The organism is Robbsia sp. KACC 23696 (assembly GCF_039852015.1).
Classification (GTDB): Bacteria; Pseudomonadota; Gammaproteobacteria; order Burkholderiales; family Burkholderiaceae; genus Robbsia.
Genome location: NZ_CP156626.1, coordinates 1,810,384 through 1,834,417, shown reverse-complemented (window position 1 = coordinate 1,834,417; position 24,034 = coordinate 1,810,384). Strand labels below are relative to the sequence as shown.

The 24,034-nt window shown below is 63.8% G+C and carries 16 protein-coding genes, 1 tRNA gene and 1 pseudogene; 7 read left to right on the top strand and 11 right to left on the bottom strand.

Features of this window, described 5'->3' with window-relative positions; translation table 11 throughout:
* Window positions 1–4: 4 nt before the first annotated feature.
* Window positions 5–6,064, bottom strand: a complete 6,060-nt coding sequence (gene uvrA / locus ABEG21_RS07650) for an excinuclease ABC subunit UvrA (protein ID WP_347556674.1) — start codon at window positions 6,062–6,064, stop codon at window positions 5–7.
* 445 nt (window positions 6,065–6,509) lie between these two features.
* Here uvrA and ABEG21_RS07645 point away from each other — a divergent pair, with 445 nt between their 5' ends.
* A complete protein-coding gene (locus ABEG21_RS07645; protein ID WP_347554070.1) occupies window positions 6,510–7,799 on the top strand; it encodes a porin in 1,290 nt (429 codons plus the stop codon).
* Window positions 7,800–7,812: 13 nt separating this feature from the next.
* Here ABEG21_RS07645 and ABEG21_RS07640 read toward each other — a convergent pair whose 3' ends face one another.
* From ABEG21_RS07640 to cysS, 9 genes and pseudogenes are all read right to left on the bottom strand, one after another.
* Entirely contained in the window at window positions 7,813–8,712 is a 900-nt protein-coding gene (locus tag ABEG21_RS07640) for a LysR family transcriptional regulator (protein WP_347554069.1), read from the bottom strand.
* A gap of 28 nt (window positions 8,713–8,740) precedes the next feature.
* A complete protein-coding gene (locus ABEG21_RS07635) occupies window positions 8,741–9,292 on the bottom strand; it encodes a glutathione peroxidase (RefSeq protein ID WP_347554068.1) in 552 nt (183 codons plus the stop codon).
* A gap of 168 nt (window positions 9,293–9,460) precedes the next feature.
* Window positions 9,461–10,192, bottom strand: a complete 732-nt coding sequence (locus ABEG21_RS07630) for an amino acid racemase (protein WP_347554067.1) — start codon at window positions 10,190–10,192, stop codon at window positions 9,461–9,463.
* 304 nt (window positions 10,193–10,496) lie between these two features.
* Window positions 10,497–10,589: transfer RNA gene (locus ABEG21_RS07625), tRNA-Ser, on the bottom strand.
* A 176-nt stretch (window positions 10,590–10,765) separates the two neighbouring features.
* Window positions 10,766–12,025, bottom strand: coding sequence for an aspartate kinase (locus ABEG21_RS07620; protein WP_347554066.1), 1,260 nt, complete (start codon window positions 12,023–12,025; stop codon window positions 10,766–10,768).
* Between the two features lie 324 nt (window positions 12,026–12,349).
* Window positions 12,350–13,930: a tRNA lysidine(34) synthetase TilS gene (gene tilS, locus ABEG21_RS07615; protein ID WP_347554065.1), complete on the bottom strand. Its 1,581-nt coding sequence runs from the start codon at window positions 13,928–13,930 to the stop codon at window positions 12,350–12,352.
* Window positions 13,899–14,867, bottom strand: coding sequence for an acetyl-CoA carboxylase carboxyltransferase subunit alpha (locus ABEG21_RS07610; protein WP_347554064.1), 969 nt, complete (start codon window positions 14,865–14,867; stop codon window positions 13,899–13,901). Before ABEG21_RS07610 ends, tilS begins: the two co-directional genes overlap by 32 nt.
* An 88-nt stretch (window positions 14,868–14,955) precedes the next feature.
* Window positions 14,956–15,633: pseudogene (locus ABEG21_RS07605) on the bottom strand (hypothetical protein); the annotation flags it as partial.
* Window positions 15,621–17,105 carry a cysteine--tRNA ligase gene (gene cysS / locus ABEG21_RS07600; protein ID WP_347554063.1) on the bottom strand — a complete coding sequence of 495 codons (1,485 nt, stop codon included), beginning with the start codon at window positions 17,103–17,105 and terminating at the stop codon, window positions 15,621–15,623. The gene cysS and the pseudogene ABEG21_RS07605, both read right to left, overlap by 13 nt.
* Window positions 17,106–17,422: 317 nt before the next feature.
* On the opposite strand from cysS, the gene ABEG21_RS07595 reads away from it, so the two are divergent.
* From ABEG21_RS07595 to ABEG21_RS07580, 4 genes are all read left to right on the top strand, one after another.
* Complete coding sequence (locus ABEG21_RS07595; protein ID WP_347554062.1) at window positions 17,423–18,289, top strand: tetratricopeptide repeat protein; 867 nt, start codon at window positions 17,423–17,425, stop codon at window positions 18,287–18,289.
* Window positions 18,290–18,429: 140 nt separating this feature from the next.
* The gene (locus ABEG21_RS07590) at window positions 18,430–19,089 is read left to right on the top strand and encodes a peptidylprolyl isomerase (RefSeq protein WP_347554061.1); all 660 of its coding nucleotides are present in this window, start codon (window positions 18,430–18,432) and stop codon (window positions 19,087–19,089) included.
* 88 nt (window positions 19,090–19,177) lie between these two features.
* A complete protein-coding gene (locus ABEG21_RS07585; protein ID WP_347554060.1) occupies window positions 19,178–19,675 on the top strand; it encodes a peptidylprolyl isomerase in 498 nt (165 codons plus the stop codon).
* A 34-nt stretch (window positions 19,676–19,709) separates the two neighbouring features.
* On the top strand, window positions 19,710–20,456 hold the full coding sequence (locus ABEG21_RS07580) for a UDP-2,3-diacylglucosamine diphosphatase (RefSeq protein WP_347554059.1): 747 nt from the start codon (window positions 19,710–19,712) through the stop codon (window positions 20,454–20,456).
* A gap of 27 nt (window positions 20,457–20,483) precedes the next feature.
* Here ABEG21_RS07580 and ABEG21_RS07575 read toward each other — a convergent pair whose 3' ends face one another.
* On the bottom strand, window positions 20,484–21,380 hold the full coding sequence (locus ABEG21_RS07575) for an RNA methyltransferase (RefSeq protein WP_347554058.1): 897 nt from the start codon (window positions 21,378–21,380) through the stop codon (window positions 20,484–20,486).
* 373 nt (window positions 21,381–21,753) lie between these two features.
* Between ABEG21_RS07575 and ABEG21_RS07570 the strand changes: the two genes are divergently transcribed.
* A complete protein-coding gene (locus ABEG21_RS07570; protein ID WP_347554057.1) occupies window positions 21,754–22,608 on the top strand; it encodes an inositol monophosphatase family protein in 855 nt (284 codons plus the stop codon).
* A complete protein-coding gene (lplT, locus tag ABEG21_RS07565) occupies window positions 22,605–23,972 on the top strand; it encodes a lysophospholipid transporter LplT (RefSeq protein ID WP_347554056.1) in 1,368 nt (455 codons plus the stop codon). Before ABEG21_RS07570 ends, lplT begins: the two co-directional genes overlap by 4 nt.
* Window positions 23,973–24,034: the final 62 nt, after the last annotated feature.

The window sequence follows — 24,034 nt, the reverse complement described above, 5'->3', positions numbered from 1 at the left end:
CGCCTTATCGGGCGCCGCGCGCCAAGACCGGCTTCAATGCCGCACCGGTATGACTGCGACGTTCCCGCGTCAGCGACACCGGGTCCGTCGAGGCGACGATCTGCCCGCCTTGACTTCCCCCTTCCGGACCCAGATCGACGATCCAGTCGCTCTCGGCGATCACATCGAGATCGTGCTCGATGACGACGACGCTATGTCCGCCATCGACGAGCCGATGCAGCACATGAATCAGCCGCGCGACGTCGGCCATATGCAGACCCACCGTCGGCTCGTCCAGCACGTAGAGCGTGTGGGGCGCCTTCTGCCCACGGCGCCCGATATCGTCGCGCACCTTGCTCAGTTCCGTGACGAGCTTGATCCGCTGCGCTTCGCCGCCCGATAGCGTCGGTGACGGCTGGCCCAATGTCAGATAACCGAGTCCGACGTCCTTCATCAACTGCAAGGGATGGGCAATGCTCGGCATCGAGCCGAAGAAGTCGACCGCTTCGTCGATCTCCATCGTCAACACCTCGCCGATATGTTTGCCGCGCCACGTCACCGTCAAGGTTTCCGCATTGAAGCGCTGACCATGACAGACATCGCACGGCACTTTCACATCGGGCAGGAAGCTCATGGCGATCGTACGCACGCCCTGCCCCTCACAGGCCGGGCAACGGCCGTCACCGGTATTGAACGAGAACCGCGAGGGCGTGTAGCCCCGCGCACGCGCTTCCAAGGTATCGGCGAACAGACGGCGAATCGTGTCCCACATGCCGATATACGTCGCCGGGCAAGACCGGGGGGTCTTGCCGATCGGGGTCTGGTCGACCTCCAACACGCGATCGATATTGCCCCATCCGGTGATATTTCGGCATCCGTGCCAGGTATGCGCAACATGCGTGGCAGCCAAGGCGCGTGCATCGGAGGCCGCGGCTTGCGCGGCATCGCGGCCCGTTCCGGCACCGCCCGGCGTAGCCTTCGCCTTTCGTGCCACGCCCTTCGCCCCGCTCGCGCCTTCGGCTTCCGCCTTCTTGCGCGCGCGGCGCTCGGCCGGCGACGACAGCACCGAGCGACCGATCACATCGAGCATATTCGTCATCAGCACGTCTCGCGCCAATGTCGATTTCCCGGAACCGCTGACCCCGGTGATCGCCACCAGACGCGATAAGGGTAAGGACACACTGACATCGCGTAGGTTATGCAGCGACGCGCCCTCGATCGTCAGCCAATCCGCCGGCACGGCCGGCATCTCGCCCTTTGCCGGCACCACCTCACGACGCTCCCGCAGCGGATGCGGAATCGGATGCGCCAGGAACTGGCCGGTTAAGGAGTCGGGCGCGCGTGCCAGATCTTCCACGGTGCCCTGCGCGACCACGGTTCCCCCGCGCTTGCCCGCGCCCGGGCCGATATCGATGATATGGTCGGCACGACGGATCGTATCTTCGTCGTGCTCGACGACGACCAGGGTATTGCCCTTCTCGTTCAGTTGCTTCAGCGCGTTCAGCAGAATCTGGTTGTCGCGCGGATGCAGACCGATCGTCGGTTCATCCAGAACGTAGCAGACGCCCTGCAGATTGCTGCCCAATTGCGCGGCCAGACGAATACGTTGCGCCTCGCCACCGGACAAGGTCGGCGCCGCGCGGTCGAGACTGAGGTAACCGAGCCCGACTTCTTCGAGAAAGCGCAGACGGCTATCGATTTCGCTGATCACATCGCGACCGATATCGGCATCGCGCCCGCGCAACTGCAAGGCGCCAATCCAGGCACGCGTGTCCGCAACGGTCCAACGGCCCACTTCGGTGATGGGTTCGCCACCGAAGACGACGGCGCGGGCCACCGGATTCAGCCGGGTGCCTTCGCAACTCTCGCACGGCTCGTCGACGACATCGTCCGGCTCCGCCTGTGCCTGTGCAATGCCTTGTTCTCGGCCGCGTTGGTCCTCTGCCAGGATCGTGTCGTCATAGACGGCCCGCTGCTCCCGCGTCAACGTCACGCCGGTGCCGACGCAGGTCGCACACCAGCCATGCTTGCTGTTGTACGAGAACATGCGGGGGTCGAGTTCCGGATAACTGGTACCGCACACCGCGCACGCGCGCTTCGTCGAAAATACCCGCGACTCGCCGATCTGGCGCGTGCGCTTGCCCTTTGTCAGCGCATCGCCAAGGCCGTCGAGCGGCGCCAGCAGATGCATGACACCCTTGCCAAGCTCCAGCGCCTGCGCGAGCAGCGTGCGCAATGCCGCTTCGTTTTCCGGCGTCACGACCAGATCGCCTACCGGCAGTTCGATCGTGTGTTCCTTGAAACGGTCCAGCTTCGGCCAGGGATCGACCGGAACGAACTCGCGATCGACGCGCAGATGGGTATAGCCACGCGCTTTCGCCCATTTCGCCAAATCGGTGTAGATCCCTTTGCGATTGACGACCAAGGGTGCGAGCAGTCCGACATGCACGCCCTTGAAGTCGCGCACGATCTGCGCCACGATCGCCTCGGGGCGTTGGGCACTGACCGGCGTGCCGTCGTGAATGCAATGCTGAATCCCCAGCTTCACATAGAGCAGGCGTAGGAAGTGCCAGACCTCCGAGGTCGTCGCGACCGTACTCTTGCGGCCACCTCGCGATAAGCGTTGTTCGATCGCCACCGTCGGCGGAATGCCGTACACGGCATCGACTTCGGGACGTCCGGCCGGCTGCACGATCGATCGTGCATAGGCGTTCAGGGACTCCAGATAGCGCCGCTGCCCTTCGTGGAACAGGATATCGAAGGCCAGCGTCGACTTGCCCGAACCGGACACGCCGGTAATGACATTGAATTTGCCGTGCGGAATATCGACGTCGAGGCCCTTCAGATTGTGTTCGCGCGCATTGACGATGCGCACGACGTTCTCGCCCTGCAACGCCTTTCGTGCCGCGATGACCGCCGCCGCATGTTGCAAAGGCCGTCCCTCGGACTCCCCGCGATCACGTGCCGCCTCGTCTTCCGCATTCGCCGTACGCATCGTCGCCGCGCGCGCGGCCTGCGCCACCGACGATGTCGTCAATGCCAGCGCATACTCGCGCAGCGCGCGGCCTGTATGCGATGCCGACACCTGACTGACCGCATCGGGCGTCCCTTCGCACACCAGCAAGCCGCCAGCGTCCCCACCCTCGGGACCCAGATCGATAATCCAGTCGGCGGACTGGATCACATCGAGATTATGTTCGATGACCAGCAGGGAATGACCACGCTCCAAAAGTCGGCGCATCGCCCGCATCAACTTCGCGATATCGTCGAAATGCAGGCCCGTGGTGGGCTCGTCGAACATGAACAGACGATGCAATTGGTCGGTCGTTTCCGCTTCGGCCAGGAAGCCCGCCAGCTTCAGCCGCTGCGCTTCGCCGCCCGACAGCGTCGGGACCGGCTGACCTAGCTTGACGTAATCGAGCCCGACATCGACGATCGGCTGCAGCACGCGCAACACCGCCTTGTCGTCGGCGAAACACGTCACCGCCTCGTTGACCGTCAGGTCGAGCACGTCGGCGATGCTGAGCGCACGCACTGTCCCGGAGGCGTCGGTCCGCTCGATCTGCACTTCGAGGATTTCGTCGCGGTAGCGGCGACCATCGCAGTCCGGACAACGCAGATAGACGTCGCTGAGGAATTGCATTTCGACGTGCTCGAAGCCCGATCCGCCGCAGGTCGGACACCGCCCGTCCCCGGAGTTAAAGCTGAACATGCCGGGGCCGTAAGCGCGTTGCGCCGCCAGCGGCGCTTTTGCAAACAGCTTACGAATCTCGTCGAAGGCACCGACATAGCTCGCTGGATTCGAGCGCGCGGTGCGCCCGATCGGCGACTGATCGACGAAGGTCACATCGTTGAGCTGATCGGCGCCCAGCAAGGCACGGAAGGCGCCCGGCGTCTCCGTCGCCTTGCCGAAATGCCGGGACAGCGCCGGCGCCAGAACGTCCTGAATCAGCGTCGACTTGCCCGAGCCTGAGACACCGGTCACGCAGACTAGGCGCCGCAGCGGAATCGATACCGTTACATCGCGGAGGTTATGCTCGGTCGCGCCTTCCAAGACCAGACGCGGCGTCTTGTCATCCACCGGACGTCGCACCCATTGCGCCGACGCCGCCACTTGGCGACGCCCGGACAGATAGGCCGACGTCAGCGTTTCATCGCTGTCCGAGACCGCATCGATCGTCGAGGGCGGACCATCGAAGACGATCTGACCACCGCGCTCGCCGGGTCCCGGGCCCATATCGATCAGCCGGTCCGCGGCCAGCATCACGAGCGGATCATGCTCGACGACAACCAGCGTATTGCCGGCGTCGCGCAGGCGATGCATCGCCTCGACGATGCGTCCGAGATCGCGCGGATGCAAACCGATGCTGGGCTCGTCCAGTACGAATAATGTATTCACCAGCGACGTGCCCAAGGCCGTCGTCAGATTGATCCGTTGCACCTCGCCGCCGGACAGCGTCCGGCTCTGACGATCCAGCGTCAGATAGCCGATACCGACATCGCCGAGATAACGCAGACGCGTACGCACTTCATCGTGCAATAGCTTCAGCGCATCGTCGAGCAGCACCGATGGCAGCGTTAGGGTGTCGAAAAAGCGCCGAATCCGATCGATCGGCATCAACATCAAATCATGCAGCGTCAGACCGGGCAAGGCCTCCAGTTGCGTCCGCGACCACGCGACGCCATTCGGCATGAAGCGCTTCTCGGGCGCCAGCACGGCATCGGCCTGTTCCTTGGTCCCGAGACGCCACAGCAGCGACTCGGTCTTGAGCCGGGCTCCGGCGCAGGTCGGACAGGTGGTGTAGCTGCGATATTTCGACAGCAGCACGCGGATATGCATCTTGTACGCCTTCGACTCCAAATAATCGAAGAAACGACGGACGCCATACCACTGCGCATTCCATTTACCCTTCCAGAGCGGCGAACCTTCGACGACCCAATCGCGTTCCTGCTGCGTCAGATCCGTCCAGGGCACGTCGACGCGAATGCCTTCCGCCTTCGCGTACTTGATCAGATCGTCCTGCCCTTCCTTCCATGCCGGCGTCTGCAAGGTCTTCACCGCGCCATCGCGCAGGGACTTGCGGCCGTCGGGAATCACCAGGCCCAGGTCGATACCGATCACGCGCCCGAAACCGCGACACGCTTCGCACGCCCCATACGCGGAATTGAACGAGAACAAAGCGGGCTGCGGTTCCGCATAGCGGATATCGCTTTCCGGACAATGCAGCCCGGTCGAGAAACGCCAATGCGGCGCCGACGGCTCGCTGTCGGCCGCATTTGTGGACACGGCAACGGCGACGTTCGCGCTTGTGCTTGTGCCGCCCACGGGTGCCGCGTCCGCAGTAGCCGGCGCGTCGAGCAGATAGACGTCGAGCCGTCCGCCCCCGCGCGTCAGCCCTGCCTCGATCGCTTCCATCACACGCACCCGCTCGGCCCCCTGCACGCGGAAACGGTCGGCCACGACGTCGAGCAATTGCCGCGGCCCGCTCTCGGTCTGCACGCGTCGGCGCGCCTGGACACGCGTGTGCCCGCTCGCGGACAGCCACTGCGCCACTTCCTCATCGGTCACGCTGTCGGGCAATTGCACCGGAAAGGTAATTGCGACGCGCGGGTCGTCGTCGCGTGTACGCCGCAACAACTCCGCGTAGATCGTCTCGGGTGTGTCATGCGCCACCCCATTGGCGGTCTGCCGATCGAACAGCGTCGCGGCCCGCGCGAAGAACAGCTTCAAGTGATCGTTCAACTCGGTCATCGTACCGACGGTCGAACGCGAGCTGCGCACCGGGTTCGTCTGGTCGATCGCGATCGCCGGCGGCACGCCGTCCACCCGGTCGACTTGCGGCCGATCCATGCGATCGAGGAACTGTCGTGCGTAGGCGCTGAACGTCTCGACGTAACGCCGCTGACCTTCGGCGTAGAGCGTATCGAACACCAGGCTCGATTTACCGGACCCCGACGGCCCCGTCACCACGGTCATCTGCCCCGGATGCAAGTCCACATCGAGATTCTTCAGATTATGTTGGCGCGCACCACGAATCCGGATGAGCTGACGCGCACCGGAGGCTTGGCCGGTCGGTTCAGTCACATCGGTCGCGGGGCGGCGGGCACGGCGGGAAACTTCGTTCGAAGACACGGAAGACGATCCAAAGCAGTGTGAAAGCAAATAACGGAAGACCCGGGGCATACCGACACCCCACGGGTCGGGGGTTCCGCTGACAGCATACACGCGCTGCCATAAGCGCGCCCGCGGTGGGCGCACCGAATACTGTACACCCATACAGTATCGAATGTCGAGTGCGGCATGCGTTGTACGAGCAGATGGCGTGCCAGGCGACGCCACGATGTCCGACGCCAAGTGCTGGCTGATATTTTTCATTGGGTCCGCCACCGTGCGGCGGCAAACGGAACGACGGCGCCGCACCGAGGGGCACCGCCGCCCTGCCAGGGGACATGTGACGTCCGTCCCGGCCTCTGTCGAGATCCGCGCCGATCATCGGCGTGAGCGCTCGACCATCCCATAGGAATACTGAATGTTCTTCTTGCGTTGTTCCGCTTGTTTGTTCCGAAAGGTCTCGCCATCACGCGAGTCGCATGCCGTCGCATTGCATGCGGGGCGGCCACACGACACAGTACATCGCGAGCCGCGTCCGCGCTTCACGAACGCCCGTTCGCGCTGGCCCGTTCTGGTCGCGCCGGCGTTATGTCTTACCTTCCACTCGGTGCAGGCGCAGCAGCCGCCGTCGAACGTATTGCTCTACGGGATCCTCGATCAAAGCGTGGCTTTCACCAACGATCGCGACAGCAACACCCTGACACGCGCGAACACCGGGACGTATGCCGGCAACCGCTGGGGCATGAAAATCACCGAATCGCTCGGCAATGGCCTCCAGGCGGTCGCGTTGATGGAAGCGGGATTCGACGGGAATAGCGGCCGGTCGGTACAAGGCGGCGCCTTATTCGGCCGACAAGCCTATGTCGGCTTGAGCAGCGATCGCAGCGGCACGCTGACATTCGGGCGACAATATGACGCCTTCGTCGATACCGTCTCGCCGTTGACGGCCGCCGGCAGTTGGGCCAGCGGCGTCAATGGGCGCATCTATGGCAATGACAACGCCGGCTTGACCTATCGCGTCAACAACACACTGAAGTACACCAGCGCGAGCACGATGGGCGCGAGGGCCGTCGCGACCTATTCGTTCAGCAACGCCGCCGGCGCGCGCGACAATCGCGCGTTCAGCCTAGGCGCCCACTATGCGAGCGGTCCGCTGGCCTTGGCCGTTGCCTACGCCCAGCTCGATCGTCCCAACAGCACGAATACGGGCGGCGCGGCGGTCGATAAAGGCAGCTTCAGCGGTGACAAACAACAAACGTGGGGTGCAGCACTCACCTATCAGCTCGGTCATGCCAGTCTCGGCGGTAATTACAGTCGCACACGGGTCTTCGCACCGACCGCCTTCCCCGGCGCGATACCGATGCCCCTCGTCGCCGCGAAGCAATTGCGCTTCGACAACATCGAGATCCATCTGAAGTATCCGGTGACGGTCGCACTGACAACCGGCTTGGTCTATATCCATACGCGTGCCCGCGCCGAGAATGCCGCAGGCAAGGTTGGCCGGCCGCATTGGCATCAGATTGGCGGTGTCGCCGATTATCTGCTGTCGAAACGGACCGATGTCTATCTGGCGGCGGCCTATCAACGTGCCTCAGGCGAACGCACCGGCAGCACGGCCTTCGATCGCGCGAACCTGTCGAGCGGCGGCGGCATATCGGGCAGCAGAGGGCAATGGACCGCGCATTTGGGTCTGCGCCATCGTTTCTAACAGGGACGGCGCCTCAATCCCAAGTGACACGCTGAAAGGACGTCACCAGAAAATCGACGAGGCGTCGCACCTTCAGCGGCAATTGCTTACGGGTGGGATAGACGGCATAGATGCCGAACATGCCGGCGTGATGATCGGGCATGATTTCCACGAGCCGCCCGGCACGCAGATCCGCTTCGAGCATGAAGCGCGGCTGCAGCATGATGCCGCCGTCCGCCAGTGCGATCGCGCGACAGGTGTCGCCGTTGTTCGAATGGACGCGCGCATGAATACGGGCGGCGACGGCATGACCGTCCGGGCCGGTAAACGTCCATTCGTCACGGCTTGCGCCATTGGTATAGGCCAACACGCGATGGGCGGCGAGATCACGCGGCAACTGCGGTGTCCCGTGCCGGGCCAAATAGGCCGGTGTTGCGCACAGGATCATCCGTGTGTTGGCGAGATGCCGGCTGACCAGCGTCGAATCCGGCATCGCGCCGATACGCACCGCGAGGTCATAGCCTTCATCGACCAGATCGACGACCCGGTCGTTCAAGGTGATATCGAGATCGACTTTCGGATGCGCTTCGAGGAAGCGCGGCCAAAGCGGCGCCAGATGATCGACGCCGAACGTCAGCGGAACATTGATGCGGATCATGCCGCTCGGCTCGGCCGAGCGCGAGCTCAAGGTCGCTTCCGCGTCGTCGAGCGCCGACAGAACCTCTTTCGCGCGCTGATAGAAAGTCCGGCCATCGTCCGTCAAGGACAGACGACGCGTCGTGCGCTGGAGCAATCGTACACCGAGCCGCTGCTCCAGCGCGTCGACATGCCGCGAGACCGCCGCTTTCGACATTCTGAGTCCATCGACGGCACCGATGAAACTGCCGGCATCCACCACGGCGATGAACACCGACATCTGCAACGTACGATCCACGGCAACGTCCGGTAAGCCTGAACGCGCCTTAGGCGGCCTTCTTCAATTCGGCATCCAAGGCCGCGGCCAATTTCGGATCATCGGCGGTGACATCCGGCGAGAAACGCCCGACCACCTCGCCGTCGGCGGACACGAGGAATTTTTCGAAATTCCACAGCACGCCCGGAACCGGGTTCGTCGTCATGCCCTTGCCTTCCAGACGTTCGCGGAACGGACCTTCGCCGGTCGCGTTCGGCACCGCTGCCGTCAGCGTCTTGTACAGCGGGTGCTGATCGTCGCCCACCACGGAGATCTTCGAGAACAAGGGGAACTGGACGTCGTACGTCAGGCTGCAGAAGGACTTGATTTCCTCGTCGCTGCCGGGTTCCTGTCCCTTGAAATTGTTTGCCGGGAAACCCAGGATTTCGAGACCGTCGGCGCGGCGTGCTTCATAGAGTTTTTCCAGACCTTCGTACTGCGGCGTCAGACCGCACTTCGAGGCGACGTTGACGATCAGCAGGACCTTGCCCTTGTACTGGTCCAGCGTCAGTGCGTTGCCATCGATCGATTGGACCGGGATGCCATAGACGGATGTGCTCATTTCGGGTGGTTCTCCAAGGTGGGAAGGCGTAGCGGACGCGACGACGTCGCGCCGCGGCAGGCGGGACGACTGGCGGCGCAATCACCGCGCGACGCTGCACGGTGCGGCCGCCGCCGCGATGTCAGACATACTACTGCGGATTAGCAAACGTCGCTGTTATCGGGCGGATCAGACGCCCTGCGCGAGCCAGCCTTTTTCGCGTGCAAAATCCACGGTGGCATGCGCCAGCGCCAGTGTGCTGTCGATCAACGGGACGCCGAGTTCCGCGGCAAACGCCGACAAGGGCCGCGCGGCCAGCGGAATTTCGGTACATCCCATGATGACCGCTTCGGCGCCCTGCTCGGCCAGGATGCGGATCGCCGGCGACAAGGCCTCGGCCGACGCCGGGATATTGCCCGCCTTCACTTCCCGGATGCAGTCGGTGACGTGTTGCTGCACGGCATGGTCGGGCTCGATCGGCGTGATCCCGCGATTTCGCAGTAATGTCTGATAGAAACCCGACACCATCGTGCCGCCCGTCGCCAGCACGGCAACGCGCGTCACGCCGGCCGGCAAGGCCGCAACACAGGCTTCGCCGATATGCAGCATCGGCGCGGCGCTGCGCGCGCGCATCGCGTCGATCCAATGATGCGCCGAATTACACGGCACGACGATCAGCGCCGCATCGTTGCGGTTCAACAGATCGATCCCGTCCAGCAGCGCCGGGAGCGGGCTGGGGCCGCCATCGATGATCGCGGTGGAACGATCAGGCGTGCTCGGCAGGTTTGCCACCAACAGCGCCAGATGGTCCTGATCGCGCGACGCCGGCGTCAACTCGATCACGCGCTGCATGAAATCGACAGTCGCCAGCGGGCCCATGCCGCCCAGTACGCCGATCAAGGGTTTTTGCATTGCTGTCATGGCTGCCAGTTGTCGTGTCGAATGTCTTGAAAACCTGAATTCTACGCCGACTTTGGCGGGGAACATCGCGTGTAGACAAATCGGTCAGTTTTCCTGACGATAAAGCGGAAACATCCTCGTGCAGAATATGCGCAGGCGTTCATATCGCAGGATCGCCTGTGCGATAAGGAAGTATTTTGGCGAGCCCGCCTGAATAAAGCGTTCGTAAACGCAAAAAAGGGGCCGAAGCCCCTTTATCTCCAAGCGTTATCCGGTGCAACCCGGACTACTTGAAACCAGCCTGAAACATCAAGCCAGCGAATTCTGGCGGAGACGAAGGGATTCGAACCCTTGATGCAGTTTTTGGCCGCATGCTCCCTTAGCAGGGGAGTGCCTTCGACCTCTCGGCCACGTCTCCGGTACTTCTTTTCGCTTGCCGCTGTTCGTTTCCGATCAACCCTCAAGCGAAGCGAGATAATAGCCTCTGAATCGGAAAACGTCAAACTTTTATTTCATATCGCCGACGCGACAAACGATTTTTCCGACCCGCCGCACGAGGCTAGCGCACTCGCCCGCTGCCCGGTGCCATCCCGCTCAACCGTTGACCGGCAAATCCAGCTCGAATGCCTTATGCAACGCGCGGACCGCGAGCTCCATATACTTCTCGTCGATCAGCACCGAGATCTTGATTTCCGAGGTCGAGATCATCTGGATATTGATGCCCTCTTCCGACAGCGTGCGGAACATCTTGCTCGCCACACCCACGTGCGAGCGCATGCCCACGCCGACGACCGATACCTTCGACACCTTCGGCTCGCCGAGGATCTTGCCGGCCGCGACGTGATCCTTGACCTGCGCGTTCAGGATATCCAGCGCACGCACATAGTCGCCGCGCGGCACCGTGAACGTGAAATCGGTCTTCCCTTCCACGCTCTGGTTCTGGATGATCATGTCGACGTCGATATTCGCGTCGGCCACCGGGCCCAGGATCTGGTAGGCGATGCCTGGCCGATCGGGCACGCCGATCACCGCGATCCGCGCCTCGTCGCGTTGGAAGGCAATGCCCGAGATAACCGCTTTTTCCATGGTCTCGTCTTCTTCAAAGGTAATCAGGGTGCCCGAGTGCATTTCGTTCTCGAGCGCAATCATCGGATCCGTCAGGCTGGACAACACCCGCGTCTTCACACGGTACTTCCCCGCGAATTCGACCGACCGGATCTGCAGTACCTTCGAGCCGAGGCTCGCCATCTCCAGCATTTCCTCGAACGTCACGCGATCCAGACGACGGGCGTCGTCGACCACGCGCGGGTCCGTCGTGTACACGCCATCGACGTCCGTGTAGATCAGGCACTCGGCCGCTTCCAAGGCCGCCGCGATCGCGACCGCGGACGTGTCGGAACCGCCGCGCCCCAGCGTCGCCACATTGCCGTTCGGATCCACGCCCTGGAAACCGGTGATGACCACCACCTTGCCGGCGTCCAGATCGGCGCGCACCTTCGTGCCGTCGATGCTTTCGATGCGCGCTTTCGTGAAGGCGCTATCGGTGCGCACCGGCACCTGCCATCCGGCATAGCTGACCGCTTCCAGCCCTTCGGCCTGCAACGCCAGCGCCAGCAAGCCGACGCTCACCTGCTCGCCGGTCGCCGCGATGGCATCCAGTTCGCGCGGATCCGGTTGCGCGGAAATCTCATGGGCGAGTTTCAGCAGACGGTTCGTTTCGCCGGACATCGCCGACGGCACGACTACCATCTGGTGCCCGGCACGATGCCACTTGGCTACCCGTTTCGCGACGTTCTTGATGCGCTCAACCGAGCCCATCGACGTGCCGCCGTACTTATGAACAATCAGAGACATTGTGTTGTGAAGTCTGAGACCGCCGTTCGCGCCGTCAATACAGGGCTGGAGGATCCTCCATCCTGGTTCGGACAGGTGGCCGCAAGACGCAAAGGTTCTGCGCCGGCGCCGGAGGTTTTGCCTCGCGCGGCGATCACCCGGGATGCCGCGCGCCGGGTTCGTGTGACCGACCACGAAACCCTGCCGAATTATTGACGATACGCGCTAGGCTGAACCGGACGGCAGCAAGGCCGCCGGTAAGAATGACGGAACGGCAATTCCGAAAAAATAAAAAAGTACAGGATGCCCCGCTGAAAAACAAGCGGAATCGATGGGAAACCCGAATCAATCGACCGCGGGGCACCACCGGACCGTCAACATCGGCGTCGACGCATCGCTCGGAGACGCCACGCCGCTTGCGGTAACGTCCTCCTCGCCGGCCGCATCGGCCAGATAGCCGCCGACGTACGGCACATAGCACAGCGCGCCATCGACGTAGAGCAAAGGCACCGCGCGCTGCCACGCGGGCACGCCCGACGACTGGTACAACTGCTTCAGCGTGCGCAGCGGACGCCTCGCGCCGAGCCGCATCTTTTCCCCCCCGGCGCGAGGACGGACTTCGATCTCCCGCCCGAGCAGCGCCGACAACGGCACGCGCCATGCCGCGGCACCGTCGGATAGCGCCGGCGACGCCGCATCGGACAGTCGACACGCGTCGGCCGTCTCAGGTAGCTCCGGCGCGTCGGCGACGAACGCGAAATGCCCCGCCCATCCGGGCGGCGCCCAGCGCGCCTGCCCGTCGAAGCGCCAGCACGCCGTCGCTCCCTCGACATCCATCGCGCGCCCACCGCCGCCCGACGCGACGCGCGGCGCGGGCGACCAATAAACGCGGTCCCGATAAAAATGCAGCGATTCGCCGGCGTGCGCGATACTGGCGCGCTGCCCCGGCACACCGCCCTTGCCGACGATCTGCGACAGCATCTCCGCGAGACGCGCCGCGCTCGGCGCCGCAAGGCCGCGCACCCGCACCCAGTGCCGCAACAGATTCTCGATACGCGCGGGCGACAGCGTCCGCAGTGCGCGCAATGACAAGGAAACGGAGTCGGACGACGCCCCCTCGTTGCCATCGTCACGCTGCAGCGGCGCCTGGCATCGCGCCCAGTCCTCTTCGGCAAGTGTCGTCAGTAATTGCTGCGACGCCGCCGCATGCCGGGCGACGCGCGCAAGCGTCGTCCGATACGCGGGGAAATGCGCGGCGATGGCCGGCATCACGTCGTGTCGCAAGGCATTGCGCACGAAACGGCGGTCGTCGTTGGACGTGTCGTCGATCCAACGCAGACCGCGTCGATGAGCATATCGCTCCAGCGTTTCGCGTGTCAATGGAAGCAAGGGACGACACCACTGCAGACCCGGCGTCCCGGCATCGTTGCGCGCCAGCGGCATCGCTGCCAGGCCCGGCAGTCCGGCGCCACGCAACAGTTGCAGCATGACCGTCTCGGCCTGATCGTCGGCATGGTGCCCCAGCAGGACGATCGGGATGCCCTGCGCCGCCGCCAGATCCCGCAGGGCCTGGTAACGGGCCTGCCGCGCGGCGGCCTCGATGCCGTCGCCGGTGCCCCCTGCAGGCAGGGTCACACGCCGCGCGACGAAGGCCACGCCCAGACGGGCGCACACGGACGCGCAGTGTGTCAGCCAGTCATCGGCGGCCGTTTGCAAGCCATGGTGAATGTGGAAAGCGAAGCAGCGTGCCGCGCCGAATACCGCGACGCAACTGTCGAGCAACACGCTGGAGTCCAGGCCACCGCTGAAGGCGATGCCGATGGACGACGAAGCGACTGACGTCGCCGTCGTGACTTCTCGCACCGCGTCCTGGACGGACGCGATGCAATCATCGTCAGTTGGCGCGGTTTTCCTTGAACTTGCCATAGGCCATCAGCCGCGCCATACGACGCTCCCGCAGTTCCTGCGTGCTCATGCCCTGGAATTGGCGCAACGCATCATTCAAGGCGCGGCGCAACAATACCGCCATGCCCTTCGGATCACGCTGCGCGCCGCCCAGCGGCTCATTGACGATCTTGTCGATCAGATTGAGCGCCTTGAGCCGCGGCGCGGTCAAACCGAGCGCCTCGGCGGCCTCGGGGGCCTTTGCCGCGCTCTTCCACAGAATGGAAGCACAGCCTTCCGGCGAGATCACCGAATACGTCGAGTACTGCAACATCTGCACGACGTCGCCCACAGCGATCGCCAAGGCGCCGCCGGAACCCCCTTCGCCGATGATCGTCGCGATGATCGGCACCTTGAGTTCCGCCATCACGTACAGATTGCGGCCGATCGCTTCGGACTGGCCGCGCTCTTCGGCGCCGATCCCCGGATAGGCACCCGGCGTATCGATGAAAGTGAACAGCGGCAAGCCGAACTTCTCGGCCAGGCGCATCAGACGCTCGGCCTTTCGATAGCCTTCCGGGCGCGACATACCGAAGTTCCGCAGTGCGCGTTCCTTCGTGTCGCGACCCTTCTGCTGCCCGATCACCATGCAGGGCTGACCGTTGAAACGTGCCAGACCGCCCACGATCGACAGGTCGTCCGAAAATGCGCGGTCGCCATGCAGCTCATGGAAATCGGTAAACAGCTCGTTGACGTAGTCCAGCGTGTAAGGACGTTGCGGATGACGCGCAATTTGAGATACTTGCCATGGCGTCAAACCCGCATAGATATCTTTGGTCAACTGCTGGCTCTTGCGCGACAGCCGCTCGATCTCTTCCGAAATATCGACGGCCGAATCGTCCTGGACGAAGCGAAGTTCCTCGATCTTCGCTTCGAGCTCGGCGATCGGCGCCTCGAAATCCAGAAATGTCGTTTTCATGTAATAGGAATCCTCGTATTCCAGCAGACGCGTATTCTACACGCGCGCCCGCTCTACAACCGGTCTCAAGTGTGGTGGCATCAACGCATCAGTACGTCACCGGCACCGGCTCCAGGCTGCGCCACATATACCACGTGGCAACGGTCCGCCACGGCGCCCAGTTGGCCGCCACTTCCCGCGCCTCGCTGCGCGTCACCGGTTCGCCGCTGAAATAGTTGACGCTGATCGCCTTGATCAGGCCCAGGTCATCCAGCGGCAGTACATCGGGACGCAACAAATTAAAAATCAGGAACATTTCGGCGGTCCATCGCCCGATGCCGCGAATCTGCGTCAGCTCGGCGATGACCGCTTCGTCTTCCATATCGTTCCAGCGGTCCGGATGCAGGGAGCCATCCGAGAACCGCAGCGCCAGATCGGTCATGTACTCGACCTTGCGGCGCGACAGGCCGCACTGCGCGAGGCGCGCTGCATCGAGCGCTCCCACCTCGGCCGCCGACATCTCGGGACAGGCGTCCAACAGGCGCTGCCAGATGGCCTGCGCCGCCTTCACCGAAATCTGTTGTCCGACGATCGATCGGGCCAAGGTCGTGAACGCGTCCCCGCGCACGCGCAAGTGGACGGGCGCACTCTGGGGGATCAGTTTCTTCATGATCCGATCGCGTTTGACGAGGTCGGCACACGCCCGCTCCCAATACGCGGGGCTGGCGAATTCCTGCGTCAACTCGCCCGGCAGCGACGGTTCCCTGCGCTGTGTCACACGCGCCGCCAATCGGTCAGGCCGCCGGGTCGATCTTCCAATGCCACACCCGCGTCGAGCAACTGCTGGCGAATGGCGTCGGCCCCGGCGAAGTCCTTCGCCTGCTTTGCCGCCTTGCGCGCTGCAATCTGCGCCTCGATATACGCCGTATCGAGCGCGCCGCCCTCGGCCGCATCAGCGCCCGGTGCGTCGGCCGGTTGCGCGCCCTGCAGGAACGCACGCGGCAAGCGACCGAGCAAACCGAGCACCGCCGCCAGCGCACGCAGATTCTGCGCCAAGGGCGCCGCCTTCGTACGATTTAACTCCGCCGCCATCTCGAACAGAATCGACAAGGCAATCGGCGTATTGAAATCGTCGTTCATTGCCGCGCGGAACCGCACCGCATACGGCGTCGACCAATCGACCGTGAGCGCCGCCGCGCCGCTTGCATCGACCGTGACCGGCGCATCGCCGTCACGGCTGCCGTCCGCGGCGATCTGCGCGTCGTCGGCATCGCGCAAGGCCGTGTAGAGGCGCGTCAGTCCCTGACGCGCATCGTTCAGGTGCGCATCGCTGTAATTCAGCGGGCTGCGATAATGCACGCGGGCGATGAAGAAGCGGACCACTTCCGAATCGAAACGCGACAGGACATCGCGAATCGTGAAGAAGTTGTTCAGCGATTTCGACATCTTCTCGTTGTCGATCTGCACGTGCCCGTTGTGCATCCAGACATTCACGAAGGGCTTGCCGCTCGCCGCCTCGCTCTGGGCAATCTCGTTTTCATGGTGCGGGAACTGCAGGTCCTGACCGCCGCCGTGAATATCGAATTGCTCGCCCAGCAAGGCGCAGCTCATCGCCGAGCACTCGATATGCCAACCCGGCCGACCTTCGCCCCAGCGCGACGGCCAACGCGTATCGGCCGGCTCGCCCTCCTTCGAGCGCTTCCACAGGACGAAATCGAGCGGATCCTGCTTGGCATCGTTCGACGCGACGCGCTCGCCGGCGCGCAGATCCTCAAGGGACTTGCCCGACAAGCGGCCATAGCCGTCGAATTTGCGCACCGCGTAATTGACGTCGCCGTCACTGGCCTGATACGCATAGCCATTGCGCTCGAGCGCCTCGATCATGCCAAGCATGTGCGGCACGAAGGCAGTCGCGCGCGGCTCGACATCGGGACGCGCGACGCCCAGGGCCGCCGCGTCCTCGTGCATATACCGAATGAAGCGCTCGGTCAGTGCGGCGATCGTCTCGCCGTTCTCGACCGCACGTCGAATGATCTTGTCGTCGATGTCGGTGATGTTCTGGACGTACGTGACCTGATAGCCGAGCGCGCGCAGCCAGCGCTGTACCAGATCGAATACCACCATGACGCGTGCATGGCCGACGTGGCAGTAGTCATAGACGGTCATGCCGCATACGTACATCTGCACTTCGCCCGGCTTCATTGGCACGAAAGTTTGTTTGTCGCGCGCGAGCGTGTTGTAGATGCGAAGCGAATCCATAGACGGTGCGGAGCCGGGGGGGTCAATGCCTAAAGCGCAAAACGTCGGGCGGTTCCCCGGAACGGCCCGACGTTTTGCCAGAATGCTGCGAAGTATAGCATCGGGACTCGGCCTTGCCCACCGCCCGGCTGTGATGGGCTGCGATCGCCCCGTACGGCGGCGCCGCGCGGCACGATCGACGCGCGCGGCGTACCGGTCCAACAGGCAACGCCGATCGACGTGCGCGCACCCGAATCGCGTGTTCCCACGGAAATATCCGGGCATTTTGCTAGAATGCACGGCAATCGACACTCCACACCGCATTCGACACCGTGCTCATGAAACAATTCAGGGTCAGCCAGGGCGACCTTTCGCGCCTCGCCGCGCACTTCGGCAGTATCGTACGTCCCGTCCCGGCAGCGTCCCTCGGCCACGGTCAGGATGCGGCGAGCGCCCGTCCGTCTTTCACGCCGGTCGCACGCGCCCGCCGCACATGGGGCAGCCTGCTGCTCAGCGCGGCCTGCGTGCTCGCGCCGGTGCTGACATACGCGCAGACGGTTCGTCCGCCGGACAATGTGTTCCGCGACGACACGCCCAGCGCCGACAACGCCATCGCCAGCGGCAAGTTGCAGCAGGCCGTCGCCGATCTGGACACGCGCATCGCCACCCACCCGCGTGACGTGCAGGCACGCTTCAAGCGCGCGACCTTGCTCGCGCAAATGGGGCGCGACGACGAAGCGATCAAGGCGTTGAACCAAATTACGCAGACCTACCCGGAACTGCCGGAGCCGTATAACAATCTGGCCGCGCTGTACGCCAAGCATGGTCGCTTCCAGGAAGCGCGGGCCACACTGGAGACGGCGCTGGCGGCCAACCCAAGCTTCGCGCTGGCGCGCCGCAACCTCGGCGATATCTATCTGCGCCTCGCGGCCGACACCTACGCCCGCGCCGTGCAGCAGAACCATTCGGATCGGCTCGCCGAAGCGCGTCTGGCGGAAGTACGCGCGATCATCACGCGCACCCCGGCCAATTCTGCGACGCTGGCACAACCGCGTCCTGAGCCGGCTCCGGCCCAGCGTCGTACGTCGGCGGAGCCGCCGAATGCGCGAGGCTTCGTGCCAAGCATGGGCGGCCAGCCACCGATCATCCTGCCGGAGAACCAAAGCAACGGTTCGACGACGAATAGCGGCAATACCGGCAACTGATCGCGGCGGCGCACTTTGCCGCCGCGACCGGTGACATGCGACGGGCGCCAATCGTCCGCCGCGCGGTTGCCAACGTCGGCGACGACGCGGAGAGCGGTTCGCTGCCGCGTGCGCTGCAACCGCAAACACTAGGAGTATCGATGCTTTCTCTCGCCCCCCTGCGTCGCGCTGTCGCGCGCGGTCTGCCACGGATGTCTTCGGCCGCATCGACGTCCGCATTGGCCGCAACGGTCGCCACCGTCGCGCTGTCTGCCCTGACGTTCGCCCCCGCGGCCCAGGCGCAAGCCGCCGGCGGTACGGCGATTGCGCACCCGCACGTGTTGCTGCACACCAGCGATGGCGACATCACGCTCGAGCTTTACCCGGAAAAAGCGCCGAAGACCGTTGCTAACTTCCTCGCCTATGTCAAGGAAGGGCATTACGGCGGCACGATCTTCCATCGCGTCATCCCGGGCTTCATGATCCAGGGCGGCGGGTATGATGCCAATATGAAGGAACGCGCGACGCACGCGCCGATTCCGCTGGAAGCGCAGTCCGGCCTGCACAATCAAGTTGGCACGATCGCGATGGCGCGTACCAGCGATCCGAATTCGGCGACGTCGCAGTTCTTCATCAACACGGTGGACAATCCGAACCTCGACTACCCGCATCCCGATGGCAATGGATATGCGGTGTTCGGCCGCGTGACGGCCGGCATGGACGTGGTGAAGAAGATCGAGGCGACGCCCACCACCTCGACCGGCATGATGCAAGATGTGCCGCGCACGCCGGTCCTGATCGAATCGGCCAAGGTCGAATAAGGCATGTCGCAAACGCGGCGCGCCGCTGATGTCAAGCAGCGCCCCGTTTCCCCTCACGCATCACGTATTACTCACGAAGGAGGCCAACATGGCTGTCGAACTGCATACGAACAAAGGCATTATCAAGATCGCACTCGAAACGGAAAAAGCACCGAAGTCGGCTGCGAACTTCCTCGAATACGTGACGTCCGGCCACTATGACAACACGGTGTTCCACCGCGTGATCAACGGCTTCATGGTGCAAGGCGGCGGTTTCGAGCCGGGCATGACGCAAAAGCCGACGAAGGCGCCGATCGAGAACGAAGCCAACAACGGCCTGAAGAACAACAAGTACACGCTGGCCATGGCGCGCACGAATGATCCGCACTCGGCCACGGCGCAGTTCTTCATCAACGTGACCGACAACGACTTCCTGAACTTCTCGTCGCCGACGCCGCAAGGCTGGGGCTACACGGTGTTCGGCAAGGTCATCGAAGGCACCGACGTCGTCGATGCGATCCGTCAGGTCAAGACCGGCAGCAAGGGCTTCCATCAAGACGTGCCGGTGGACGACGTGATCATCGAGAAAGCCGTCGTCGTCGACTGATGTTACCTAGCATGCGTCTCACGCGGATTCTTTGATGCCCCTCGCTGCTCAGCGCGCGTCGCTGTTTCTCTCCGATTTGCATCTGAGTCCCGCGCTACCGCGTACGACGGAGGCGTTCACGCGCTTTGTCGACGCGGTCGATCCCGCCGAGGTCGCGGAGGTCTATATACTCGGCGACCTCTTCGAATTCTGGATCGGCGACGACATGCTCGAATCCCCATTCGAAGCCGATATCGCGGCACGGCTGGCCACGTTGCACCAGCGCGGCATCGCGCTGCACGTGATGCACGGCAATCGCGATTTCCTGATGGGTCGACGCTTCGCGCGCGCCGCCGGCGCGACCTTGATCGCCGACCCAATCGCCATCGATCGTTTCTCGCATCGCTATGTATTGACCCATGGCGATCTGCTCTGTACCGACGACATCCCCTATCAACGGTTTCGCCGCGTCGTGCGATGGCGCTGGCTGCAATGGTGCTTTCTGCGCTGGCCCTTGCGCTGGCGGATGCGTCTTGCCGCGCGCATTCGCGCGAACAGCGCACGACACGGCGGCGCCCGCATGATCTATTCCGACGTCAATCGCGACGCGGTGCAGGCGCTGTATAAACGCTTCACCGCGGACCGCATGATTCAGGGACATACCCATCGCCCGGCGCGACATGACGACGGCCCCGCGCAGCGCCGCTGGGTACTGACCGACTGGGAACTCGACGGGACGCTCGCCCGCGCGGCCTTTCTGCGCGTGGACGCCAACGGCGAATCGAGCCTCGAGGTCCGCTAGGCGACCTCGGGCGTCGATCCGCGACGCTTAAGGCATACGCGGCTCACCCGGCGCAACCGGTGCACTCGGCGCTGCTGACGTGTCGACGCCACGCGTCCCCGCCTCCTGACTCCGAAGTTGTGCGTGTTGCAAGAGGATATGCTTGGCGATGCCGCGCAGGATGTTGACCTCTTCGCGCTCCAGCCCGCTGCGACCGAACAATTGCCGCACGCGCGCCATCAACTTTTTCGGATTGTTCGGATCGAGGAAGGTCAGCGCGATCAGCGCCTCCTCGAAATGCTGATACATCCCTTCGATATCGTCGGCGCTGGCACGAACCGGCAGGGACACGCTGTCCGGGACGACCGTTTGCTGGCAGGCAAGGCGCATCTCATACGCCAGGACCTGGATCGCCTGCGCCAGATTCAGCGAGCTGTAAACGGGATTGGCCGGAATATGCGCGATGGCGCTGCAGCGCGCCACGTCCTCGTTGGACAAGCCGGTCCGCTCGTTGCCGAAGACCAGGGCCACGTTCGCGCCCTCGCCGATAGCCGCCATCGCCTGCTCGGCGGCCGCCCGGGGTGCCGTCAGCGGCGGCCCGTACTCGCGCGACCGTGCCGACAAGGCGACCGACCAGTGCACGCCGAGCAAGGCGTCGTCCAACGACGCCACCACCCTGGCCTGCGCCAGCACATCGTCGGCGCCGCTGGCCATCGCCTGCGCCTCGGGATCGGTTTTCACATCGGCCAGGCGCGGCGCCACCAGCACCAGTTCGGAAAAGCCCATCGTCTTGATCGCGCGCGCGGCGGCACCGACATTGCCGGGATGACTTGGCGACACCAGCACGAAACGCACGCGGGCAAAAGGATCGGTCGGCACCACTGACGGACCCGACGGGGAGGACGGGTCGGAATCGGAGCGTATCGGGGAGTGGGACGCGGACATGGTCTTATCTGAGGCGATGATTGGTCGAACGATTCGGCAGGATACGGCAGGACGGCGCGACGACCCAAGCCCGCGGCGGCGAAACCGCCACACGCTGCGGCAATTCGCCCCGCCAGCGCCGATATCACGATACGCCGACACCGGGAATGTCGGCGTAATGCACCGGAATGGCAGGATACGCGTCACGCCGTGCATTTTGTCAGGAATGTCAGCCCCGACTCGGATAAAATACCGGTTTAGCGACGGTTTTTCCGCCCCGCGCGCAGGTGTGACGCTTTTTTTGCCGATATGAACGCGGCCGAACACGGCGACTTCACGCTCACGCAGCGACAAACGGCGGCATACAAACCGGTCGGCACGAACAGGATATCCTATGCATCAGCGTTCCCCCATGCTCAATATGGCCGTCAAGGCGGCCCGCGCAGCCGGCAGTATCATCAATCGGGCGTCGCTGAACCTCGACCAGGTCAAGGTCGAGCAGAAGCAAACGAACGATTTCGTCACCGAAGTCGACAAGTCGGCCGAAAAGGCCATTATCGACACCTTGCTTGGCGCCTATCCGTCGCACTCGGTGCTCGCCGAAGAGTCCGGCGCGACCGATAACCGGTCGGAATATCAGTGGGTGATCGATCCGCTGGACGGCACGTCGAATTTCATCCACGGCTTCCCCTACTACTGCGTGTCGATCGCGCTGCTGCATCGCGGCGTGGTCACGGAAGCGGTCGTCTACGACCCGAACCGCAACGACCTGTTCACGGCCACGCGTGGATCGGGCGCCTTCCTGAACGAAAAGCGCATCCGCGTCGGGCGCCGCGATCGTCTGGCCGATGGCCTTATCGCCACCGGCTTCCCGTTCAAGGATCTGGCCGGCCTGAAGAACTACATGCAGTTGTTCATCGAGATGACGAAGTCCTGCGCCGGTCTGCGTCGCCCCGGCGCGGCTGCGCTGGATCTGGCGAACGTCGCCGCCGGTCGCCTCGACGGTTTCTTCGAGCAAGGCCTGTCGCCGTGGGACGTCGCCGCGGGCAGCTTGCTGATCACGGAAGCGGGCGGCATCGTCGGCAACTACATCGGCAACGGCGATTACATCGACAGCGGTGAGGTGATGGCCGCCAATCCGAAGATTTTCGCGAACATGGTCCGCGTGCTGGGTCCGTACTCGAAACTGCGCCAGTCGGCCGGCGCCGCGAGCGACACCGCCTCCGGCAAGACGGGCGCCGCCGATTGAAGAAGGGTTTTTACACGATCATCGCGGCGCAGTTCACGTCCTCGCTGGCGGACAACGCGCTGCTGATCGCGGCCATCGCGCTACTGGCGGATCGCCATTCGGCATCCTGGCTCACGCCGTTGCTTCAGCTGTTCTTCTCGATCTCCTATGTGTTGCTGGCGCCCTTCGTCGGCGCCTTCTCGGATTCGATGCCGAAGGGCCGCGTGATGCTGCTCGCCAACACGTTGAAAGCGGTCGGCTGCCTGCTGATGCTATTCGGCCTGCATCCGATCCTGGCCTATGGCGTGGTCGGTATCGGCGCCGCGGCGTATTCGCCAGCGAAATACGGCATCCTGACCGAATTGCTGCCCGCCCGCGACCTGGTGAAGGCCAATGGCTGGATCGAGGCGGCCACAGTCGGCTCGACGATTCTCGGCACCGTGCTCGGGGGCGCGCTCGTCGCGCCGTCGGTCGGGCATCTGCTGGGCGTTTGGCATCTACCGCTGCTCGATACCGCCGCGCGCGGCGCCATGTTCGCCGTGATGGCCTGCTACGCGGCGGCGGCGGTGATTAATCTCGGCATTCCCGATACTGGCGCGCGCTATCCGGCCCGCGCCTTGTCGCAGCCACGCGTGCTGGCGCGCGATTTCGCGCACGCCTTCAATGTCCTGTGGCACGACCGTCTCGCGCAGATCGTCCTCGCCGTCACCACGATGTTGTGGGGCGCCGCCGTTACATTGCAGTTGCTGGTCTTGAAGTGGGCGCAGGTCTCGCTCGGCACGAGCTTGTCCGGCGCGGCGGTATTGCAGAGCGTGATCGGCATCGGACTCGCGGCGGGCGCCACCCTCGCCGCCACTCGGTTGCCGCTGCGTCGTTCGATGGAGGCGTTGCCGATCGGCATCGTCACCGGTTTCGCGATCGTCGGCATCGCCTTCTACAACCGGCACTCGCTGCCGATCGGCGGCAGTTGGCATATCGGCGACTACAGCGTGCCGCTTTACATGCTGGCGGCCTATCCGATGATGGCGATCATCGGCGCCCTGTCCGGCTTTTTCGTGGTGCCGATGAATGCGGTGCTGCAACATCGCGGCCATGTGCTGCTCAGCGCCGGTCACTCGATCGCGGTGCAGAACTTCAATCAGAATATCGCCGTGCTGCTGATGCTGGGCCTGTACGCGGTCATGCTTCGGCAAGGGATGCCGATCCCCTGGATCATCACCTTCTTCGGCGTGATCATCTGTTTGCTGATGACCTGGATGATGCGCCGTCACGCGCGCAATGTCCGCGATCACAACGTCAACGCGGCGCTGCAGGACGTCCTGCATGACGCCGAAGCGGAAACGCACGACGCTGCGCGCACCGCCGACGCGCAATCGAAAGCCTAGACGCCGAGGTACGCCTGGCGCGTCCCCGGCAAAATGCGCCGACCTCCGGTAGACTGAAAAGA